This window comes from uncultured Campylobacter sp. (genome assembly GCF_963517995.1).
GTDB lineage: Bacteria > Campylobacterota > Campylobacteria > Campylobacterales > Campylobacteraceae > Campylobacter_A.
Genome location: NZ_CAUQHQ010000090.1, coordinates 1 through 8782, shown reverse-complemented (window position 1 = coordinate 8782; position 8782 = coordinate 1). Strand labels below are relative to the sequence as shown.

At 48.0% G+C, this 8782-nt stretch carries 8 protein-coding genes; 4 read left to right on the top strand and 4 right to left on the bottom strand.

Annotated features, from left to right (window positions below):
• Positions 1-80 precede the first annotated feature (80 nt).
• From RYL88_RS09150 to RYL88_RS09135, 4 genes are all read right to left on the bottom strand, one after another.
• On the bottom strand, positions 81-281 hold the full coding sequence (locus tag RYL88_RS09150; RefSeq protein WP_369011032.1) for a hypothetical protein: 201 nt from the start codon (positions 279-281) through the stop codon (positions 81-83).
• Positions 282-343: 62 nt separating this feature from the next.
• Complete coding sequence (locus RYL88_RS09145) at positions 344-1522, bottom strand: TonB-dependent receptor (protein WP_314990769.1); 1179 nt, start codon at positions 1520-1522, stop codon at positions 344-346.
• 235 nt (positions 1523-1757) lie between these two features.
• Positions 1758-2255: a TonB-dependent receptor plug domain-containing protein gene (locus tag RYL88_RS09140; RefSeq protein WP_314990767.1), complete on the bottom strand. Its 498-nt coding sequence runs from the start codon at positions 2253-2255 to the stop codon at positions 1758-1760.
• 228 nt (positions 2256-2483) lie between these two features.
• The gene (locus tag RYL88_RS09135; RefSeq protein WP_314990765.1) at positions 2484-4616 is read right to left on the bottom strand and encodes a TonB-dependent receptor; all 2133 of its coding nucleotides are present in this window, start codon (positions 4614-4616) and stop codon (positions 2484-2486) included.
• Positions 4617-4702: 86 nt separating this feature from the next.
• Here RYL88_RS09135 and RYL88_RS09130 point away from each other — a divergent pair, with 86 nt between their 5' ends.
• From RYL88_RS09130 to dxr, 4 genes are all read left to right on the top strand, one after another.
• Positions 4703-6022 (top strand): NFACT RNA binding domain-containing protein, encoded by a 1320-nt coding sequence (locus RYL88_RS09130; RefSeq protein ID WP_314990764.1) that lies wholly within the window; start codon positions 4703-4705, stop codon positions 6020-6022.
• A 12-nt stretch (positions 6023-6034) separates the two neighbouring features.
• The gene (locus RYL88_RS09125; protein WP_314990761.1) at positions 6035-6385 is read left to right on the top strand and encodes a hypothetical protein; all 351 of its coding nucleotides are present in this window, start codon (positions 6035-6037) and stop codon (positions 6383-6385) included.
• Positions 6386-6631: 246 nt separating this feature from the next.
• A complete protein-coding gene (locus RYL88_RS09120) occupies positions 6632-7363 on the top strand; it encodes a phosphatidate cytidylyltransferase (RefSeq protein ID WP_314990759.1) in 732 nt (243 codons plus the stop codon).
• Positions 7357-8469, top strand: a complete 1113-nt coding sequence (gene dxr, locus RYL88_RS09115; RefSeq protein WP_314990758.1) for a 1-deoxy-D-xylulose-5-phosphate reductoisomerase — start codon at positions 7357-7359, stop codon at positions 8467-8469. The genes RYL88_RS09120 and dxr overlap by 7 nt, the downstream gene beginning before the upstream one ends.
• Positions 8470-8782: the final 313 nt, after the last annotated feature.

The following is an 8782-nucleotide window of genomic DNA, read 5'->3' as shown; positions in this document are numbered from 1 at the left end:
CGTGCGCTAGGCATATAGCCTGCGGAGCGAAAATTTTGCGAAATCTCGGAAAAGCACTCGCGAGACAAGCCGCTTAAATTTTAAAATTTAACGCTAGCGGTTAGCATAAACTGCCTTGCGTACCCCATTGCGGCGCTTAAAATATTTGCCTTTTCGCTGTTATACGACGTATAGTATATCTTATCGGTTAAGTTTTTGACGTTAAAGGCGAAATTCGTCTCGTAGCCCGCGATCTTGGTCGTATAGCTGGCAAATGCGTCGTAAGTTACGGCGTGAGGCATCCTATAGGAGTCGCCCCTGCTAGAATAAGCGTACCACGAGCCAAAATATCTAGCTGCGCCGCCTATTCTAAATCCTTTAAGCCCAAGTGGCTAAAATCGTAATTTGCCATTAAGCTGGCTTGATTTTTGGGCGTCGCATCGAGAGGCTTGCCGACTTTCCACTTGTTTTTTTCGTCTTTTTTCGTTTCGGTTTTCGTATAGGCGTAGCTGGCGCCTAGGCTGAGCCCCTGCGTCACGCGACCGTTTGCGTCTAGCTCGATACCGCGAGAGTTTACCTTGCCCGCGGCATAGGTTATGTTATTTATCGAGTAGGCTACGTTTTTCTTATCGATATTAAATAAAGCTAGCGTAGCCGTGATCTCGTCGTTTTGAAATTTGGTGCCCACTTCGGTCGAAATGCCTTCCTCGGGGTCTAAATGTCCCATATCTTCGCTCGTAGAAATTTGCGGACGGAAGCTTTGCGCGTAGTTGCCGTAGACCGACCACTCGGGCGTTAGTAGGTATATTAGTCCCGTTTGGTAGATAAATTTGCCGTCGCTGCTATCGGTTTTTACCTCTAAACCCCCGCCGTTTTTGTTGAGCTTTCCGCCTATTTGGTCGTAATACTCGTATCTAAGCCCCAAAGCGTAGATTAAATTTTCGGTCAAATTTATATTATCTTGCGCGTAGCCGCCGATACTTCGTATACGCTGATACTGTCCGTCGGTTTTTGTGTAGTTGGTAGTGCGAGTCGCCCGTCCGAACTGCAAATTATATAAATTTAGGTTATTGATTCCGCCGGAGGAAAGGGCCGAGACCGGGTGGCGACGCATCTCCTCTTTTAAATCGATGCCTAAAAGTAGGTTATGCGAGATAGATCCGGTGTCAAAAAGCCCGTTTAAATTTACTCCGCCAGCGTGAGTGCGATGCTCGAAGTTTCTAAAAGAGGTATTTTCGCGCTCGATTACTCCCGTGGCAGGGTTAAAATCCCTGGCGCGAATTTGGCTGTAATCAAGCATCGAGCGAGTGAGCGCGTAGTTTGCTCTAAATAGCCAGTTTTCGCCGATATTTTTTTCCAGACCGACGTCTACGGTGTCGATTTTGCCGCTTGATTCGCTAAATTTTTCGTCGAGGCGCTTTTTGGGATCCGAGAGTAAAAATTTACCGTCCCATGCTCTGTAAGCGGCTGATTTATTTACGACCATATATTGTCCACGGTCGAAGGGATCCGTGTATTCGCTATGCGTGTAGGCTAGATCGATGCGGTAGTCATCGCCTTTATAGCTGATGCTAGGGGCTATGACGTATGATTTAAATTTGCCGTACTCGCGCCAATAATCTTTCGCGCTTTGCTCAAAGATAAATCTATATGCAAAGCCGCTCTCGCCGATAGGGCCGGTGCTATCAAAACCGGCGTTCCAGTATTTGCGGTTGCCTACGCCGCCGTAAATTTCATGGCCGAACTCGTATTGAGGCTTCTTGGTTACTAAATTAAATTTATGATACCGCCCGGATCTTGGATGCCGTACAGCAGGCTAGCGGGCCTTTTAAAACCTCCGCGCTTTGAACGGTTGCGTTAAAGCTATGATTTACGCCCGCGGGCATGCCGTTTCGCATGATGGAGCCGTCGCGACTTTTGCCGAATCCCCGTTTTAGCACCGCGTCAAAAAGCCCTCCCGTCGCGTTTGCATAGCTAACGCCGCTTACGTTTTGCAGCGCCTCGGCCAGAGTCTCCGGTTTTTTATCTCTTAACTGTTGTTGAGTCACGACGTTTACCGTTTGCGGGATCTCTAAAATAGGCGTATTCGTTTTGCCCACTTCGCTGGTTTTAGCACGGTATCCGTCGTCCGCGCTCTCGGTAATCTCAACGCCTTGCAGCTCGACGTTCTCATTATTTTCGCTACCCAAGCTTGCTTGCGCCATTGCGCTAATTAACGCAAAAGATAAGCCGACGGTTTTAAATTTCGCGCTACGTTTTCTTAAAATCTTACTCATTTTTTCCCTTAAATTTTAAGTTTGATAACGATTACTATTAAACTCTTGGCGGATTATATTTAAGCGAAGCTTATTTCTTTATTAAATAGCTATTTAGAATTTTACGATACGGGCTAGGGGATTGCAAAAATACAAGGCGGCTTAAATTTTACGGCGTAAACCTATAAGAAGGACGTAGCAAAGTAAAATTTAAGCGCGCGAAGCTCGGCGAAAAACCGAGCCTAAATTTTAAAATTTAACGCTAGCGGTTAGCATAAACTGCCTCGCATACCCCGGCTGTATCGGTATGATATTAGCCTGCGTGCCGGTCGATGAGGACGTATAGTAGAGCTTGTCGGTCAAGTTTTTTACGTTAAAGGCGAAATTCGTCTCGTAGCCCGCGATCTTGGTATCGTAGCTGATAAATGCGTCGTAAACGACTGCGTCGTCCATCTTAAAGCCCGTTCCCGCAGGCACGGCCGGTAGATTCGTCCTCATGTAGTAGGTGTACCATGAGCCAAAGTACCTCGCTCCGCCGCCGATCCTTAGGCCTTTTGCGCCTAGGTGGCTAAAGTCGTAGTTGGCAAAGAGGCTAGCTTGGTGCTTAGGCGTGGCTTCTAGCGGTTTGCCCACTAGCACGGCAAACGCGCCGCTATCCTTGCGCACCTCGGTTTTAGTATATGCGTAGCTAGCGCCTACGCTTAGCCCTTGCGTCACGCGGCCGTTAAAGTCAAACTCAAATCCTCTAGAGCGCGCCTCGCCCACGGGCGTACTTACGCTATTTACGGTGCGCATGATGTTTTTCTTATCGATGTTAAAGACCGCCGCGCTAGCCGTTATGCTATCGTTTTGAAATTTAGTTCCCAGCTCGACGCTTTTGCCTTCTTCGGGTTTTATGTCGCCTATGTCGCCGTTCATAGCCATCTGCGGGCTAAAGCTTTGCGCGTAGTTGGCGTAAACGGACCACTCGGGCGTTAGCAGGTATAAAAGTCCCGTCTGCCAGATAAATTTGCCGTCTTTTTGGTCGGTGGAGTTTGGTCCGCTAACCGTTCCGCGCGCGATTTGTCTGTAAAATTCATACCTCGCGCCCAAAGAATAGATCAAATTTTCGGTCAAATTTATGCTATCTTGCGCGTAAAATCCGATCGTTCTTAGCTTTTGATACTGGATACTGGAGGCTCGGTCGGACGGATAGGGGACCGTGCCGTAGACTGGACTGTAGATATTTATCGGGAAGTTTCTGTGCGTCGTGCCGGAGCTGTAGCTGTTTAGCGCGCCGGGTCTATAGCGGTAGTACTCCTTTGCGTCTATGCCAAAGAGTAAGTTATGCTCTATCTCGCCCGTTTGCACGTAACCGTTTAAATTTAACGATCCGGCGTGCGTGCGGTGGATAAATCCGTCATACGCCTCGTTTCGTCTAGCCGCCACGCCCGTGTTTAAATTTACGTTCATTAGCCTGATGTGGCCATACTCGTGCTTGGAGCGCGAATACGCGTAAGCGCCGCGCAGTAGCCAGTCCTCGCCGATATTTTTTTCAAAATTTACGTCCACCGTGTCGAGTCTGGTTTTTAGCCTGTTAAACGGCTCGTCAAGGCGTCTTTTTTTATCTATCGGCAGTAGCTTGCCCGTGCTTGGCACCAGATACATGCCGCGGTCGATCGGATCGGTCGAGCGCGTGTGCGTATAGGCTAAATTTATGCGGTAATCGTCTCCTTTATAAGAAAGAGATGGCGCAAAGAGGAGGTTTTTGTATTCGCCAAACTCCCTCCAGTAGTCTTTTTGCATGGCGTCAAATATAAATCTATACGCAAAGCCGCTATCAGCGATCGGTCCCGTGGTGTCAAAGCCCGCGTTCCAGTAGTTGCGGTTGCCGATACCGGCCCAAATTTCGTTTGAGAAGTCGTATTTTGGTTTTTTAGTGACCATATTTATGATGCCGCCTGGCTCTTGCGCGCCGTAGAGCAGGCTAGAGGGGCCTTTTAGCACCTCGACGCTTTCTACCGTTTTGTTAAAGCTATGCATGACGCTAGATGGCACGCCGTTTCGCATGATCGAGCCGTCGCGTCCGCCGCCAAATCCCCTTTTTATGATCGAGTCAAAGATACCGCCCGTGGTGTTTCCGTAGCTAACGCCGCTAACGTTTTGAAGGCTCTCGGCTAAGGTCTCTGGTTTTTTATCTTTTAGCTGTTGTTGCGTCACGACGTTTACCGTCTGCGGGATCTCTAAAATAGGCGTATTTGTTTTGCCTACTTCGCTTGTTTTAGCGCGGTATCCGTCATCCGCTCTCTCGCTAACTTCGACGCCTTGCAGCGCTACGTCGGCGGCGAAAATTTGAGTTAAAAGCAGCGACGAGGCCGCTAAACTTAGGCTAAATTTGTTCATTTATTTTTTCTCCGTTTTAAAATACATTATCATTATATTATTCTTACGCTTAAATTTCGGTCGCATTTTAGGCTATAATTTCGGCTATGAAATACGCAAATTTAAAACAAATACAATCTTTTCTAGGCAAATTTAAAAAAATAACCGCAATCAGACGCGCGGGCGATATGGTGATATTTATCGAATTTGACGGCGAGCTCGGGCTGTTTTTCGACCTTAGCAAGTCTGACTCCGCGATCTACGCAAATCCTGATTTTCTAAACGTCAAAGAGTACAAAGCGCCCTTTGACGTCGCGCTTAAAAAGAGGTTCTGGGGAGCTAAAATTTTAAATTTAAGCGTGCCCGAGGGAAATAGAATTTTAAAGCTGGAGTGCGAATTCCAAGGCTCGTATAAAAGCCTGGCCTCAAGCCTATTTTTGGAGTTTACGGGGCGCTTTACCAACGCGATCATCACGGACGAAAAGGGCGTCATAATCGAGGCTTTGCGCCATATAGATAATAATTTTCGCGTGATAAAACCGGGGCGCGAGCTGCTTGAGCTGCCGCCTGCAGTGATAAAAGAGCGCCAGACGCCGCCGATAACGGATTTTGAGCGGTATTTTAGCGAGGAATTTAGGCGGGTAAATAACGCAAAGCTAGAAAATCTACGCGCCGTAAAATCGGCCGCGATAGAGCGAAAAATACAAAATTTAAGCGAGATTTTATCGGGGCTTGAAAACGAGGCGGATCTAAACGCGCAAAGCGAAATTTTAAGCAAAAACGCGGGGCTAATCTTATCAAATTTACACGCGCTAAGGGACTACGAGCGCGAGGTAACGCTAAATGATTTTGAGCGAGGCGAGGTGCGGCTCGTGCTGGACGACAGCCCCAAAATCGCCGCAAACGCGATGTTTGCCAAAGCAAAAAGGCTAAAGCAAAAGGCTGCGGGCTTAATCATCGAGCGGCAAAATTTGACCGAAAAGCTGGAGTTTTTATCAAATTTACAAACGCTCGTAAATGAAGCAAAAAGCGCCGAGGAGCTAGAAATTCTAGCGCCTAAAAAAGCCCGCGCCGCAAAGCAAAAAGAGCAAAATCAAAACGTCGAGGATTTTTATATCGAAGGCTATAAAATCAGCATCGGACGCAACGAAAAAGGCAACGTCTGGCTGCTAAAAAACTCGAAAAAAGACGACGTCTGGATGCACCTAAAAGACCTACCGTCCGCGCACGTTATCATTAAAACCGCAAAAAGCGCTCCGAGTGATGAAATTTTGAGATTTGCGGCTAAAATTTGCGTAAATTTTAGCGTCAAAGGCGGCGGGACGTACGAGGTTGATTTTACCAAACGTAACAACGTCAAAATTACGAGCGGCGCAAATGTAAATTATATTAATTTTAAGACGATATTAGTAACAAAGCACGACTAAAAGGAGGCGAAAATGGCTGTAACACCCCTTGGCAACACGATTTTTATCAATCAAAACGTAAATATGGTCTCAAACAAGGTCGCCGACGTCCAAAATAGATTTGACCTACAAAATCTCGCCGTCGCATCGCTAGCAAGCGACGAAAAACAAGAGGTCTCAGAGGTGCGCCCGACCGAGGAAGCCTACAAAATCGACCCCGAAAACGAGCACGAAAAGCAAAAAGGCAGGCAGGAACAGGGCGAGCTCGCCTCGGGGCAAAATGGCGAAAACTCTGATGACGACGAAAGCTCCGAAGAGCACGTCGCGGCTAACGACTTCCCGCAGGCATCGCAGCTTTTTCATCATCTTGATATTAAAATTTAAGCAGCCGTTTTTGGCAAAAGCAAAATCTAGCGCAGCTCTTTAAATGCGCGCCGCATTTACCGCCTCGCTCGGTAAAATTTAACCCAAATCCGTTAAATTTGCCGCTCCTTTTTAATCAAAAATAAAATTTAACGCAAATCCTTCAAATTTAACCGTCCGCTAAAGTCCGCAAGCGTAAATTCGCCTCAAATTTCAGCGCTTTTAAGCGAAAATTTTATACAATTATTGCTCAAAAAAGGACAAATCATGAAAACGCGTATAATCACTGGCATCGCGCTATTTGCGGTAGTTTTGGTCATCTTTTTCGTCGATAGTTATCTGTTAAATTTCGCCATTTTAGGCTTCGTACTTTACACGGCCTTTAGCGAAGCACAAAAGCTCTACGGCCTACAAGGAAGCTCGCTTGCTCTCGTGGCGGTTATTTTTTATCTGCTTACGCCCTTTTCAAACCCCGCATTTATCGCTATTTTAGCGGTCTTGCTTGTGGTTAGTTTTCTCGCGCACTTTAAGAGCGAAAATCTAACGCCCGCGCTGCCGTTTTTGTATCCGATGACGCCGATTTTTCTCATCTGGATGCTTTATTCGCTTTATGGCGTCGGCTACTTGGCGTGGCTGATTTTAACGGTAGTGGCGTGCGATAGCGGGGCGTTTTTCGTCGGTAAATTTTGCGGCAAGCACGCCTTTAGCGAGACTTCGCCGAACAAAACCTGGGAGGGCGTCGCAGGCGGTATCGCCGTGGCTACGGTCTTTGGCGCGGGCTTTGGTTGGGTGCTGACCGATAGCTTTTGGCATAGCCTCATCACGGCGTTTTTGGTTGCGACTTTCGGCGTTTGGGGCGATCTTTTCGAGAGCTACTTAAAGCGCCGCGCGGGCGTCAAGGATAGCGGCACGTTACTGCCCGGTCACGGCGGTATGCTTGACCGCGTCGACGGCTATCTTTTCGGCGTCGCCGCGATGCTCTGGACGCTATCGTGGTAGTGCTGGGCTCGACGGGCTCGATCGGGACGAATACCCTAAATCTAGCCCGCAAATTCGGCCTTGGCGTCGAGGCGCTGAGCTGCGCGTCAAACTACGAGCTTTTAAACGAGCAAATCGCCGAATTTAAGCCCAAATTCGTCTGTATCGCCGAGCCTAAATTTGCTAAATTCGTAAAACACAAACGCGTTTTTGCGGGCGCGCAGGGTATATGCGATATGCTAAAAGAGTGCGAGAGCGAGCGCGTCGTAAACTCTCTGGTCGGCTTTGCGGGGCTTGCTCCGAGCCTGACCGCGCAAAAGCTGGGCAAAAAGCTGGCGCTTGCTAATAAAGAAAGCCTCGTCGCGGGCGGCAAATTTTTAGACAGGAGCGCGATAAATCCGGTAGACAGCGAGCATTTCGGGCTTAAATTCTTGCTCGCGAACAAAACCCCGGTCGCTAGGCTCGTCATCACGGCCTCGGGCGGCGCCTTTTGCAAAACCCCGCTAAAATCCCTAAAAGACGCCCGCGCCGCAGACGCGCTAAAGCATCCCAACTGGAGCATGGGCGCAAAGATCACGATCGACAGCGCGACGATGGCGAACAAGCTTTTTGAGGTGCTGGAGGCCTTTTGGCTCTACGGCGTGCGGGATATCGAGGCGCTCATCGAGCGCACGTCCACGGTGCACGCGCTGGTGGAGTTTGCCGACGGCTCGACTACGGCGCATCTATCTAAAACCGATATGATTTTGGCCATCGCGCATGCGATTTTGGGCGAGGACGGAGCGCTAAATTTGAGCGCGGTCGATGCGAAAAACGGGCAAATCGTGCCAAATTTAGATCTAAAAACATTGAAAAATATAAAATTCGGCGAGATAAATTTGAAAAAATATCCTATCTTTTCGCTAAAAGACCAAGCTTTGCAAAACCCGGATCTTGGTGTTGCGATAAATGCCGCAAACGAAGTCGCAGTGTATAAATTTTTGCGCGGCGAGTGTGGATTTTTGGACATCTCGCAAACGGTTTTAGCCGCGGCAAAGAGGTTTGAAAACGAGAAGATAGAGAGCGAATGTGAGATCTTTGAAGTGGATTTGGAAGTGAGAGCGTGGGCGGAAAAGTCGCTTAAATAGCGGCTCGTCTTTTTGCTCTATACTTCGTTGGATTTAAATTTTACTCGGTCACTACCGACGAGGTAGCTCCCGTCGTAAAATTTAAATCCGCCTCGTCTAGAACAAAAATCCTACGCCTTATCGTTTTACGTTCAAATTTGAAGTCAAATTTGGCTAAATTTGCAAATTTTATCCACCGAGACCCGCACCTTGAAAATGCAAATTTAAAACAAGCGACGCGGTAGCGTCAAATTTAAACCTGCGCATAGCGCAGCAACTTATAACGTGCAGTGGGGTTAGAGAGGGCTTGGGAGAGGAAGGGGCGACGCTTCGT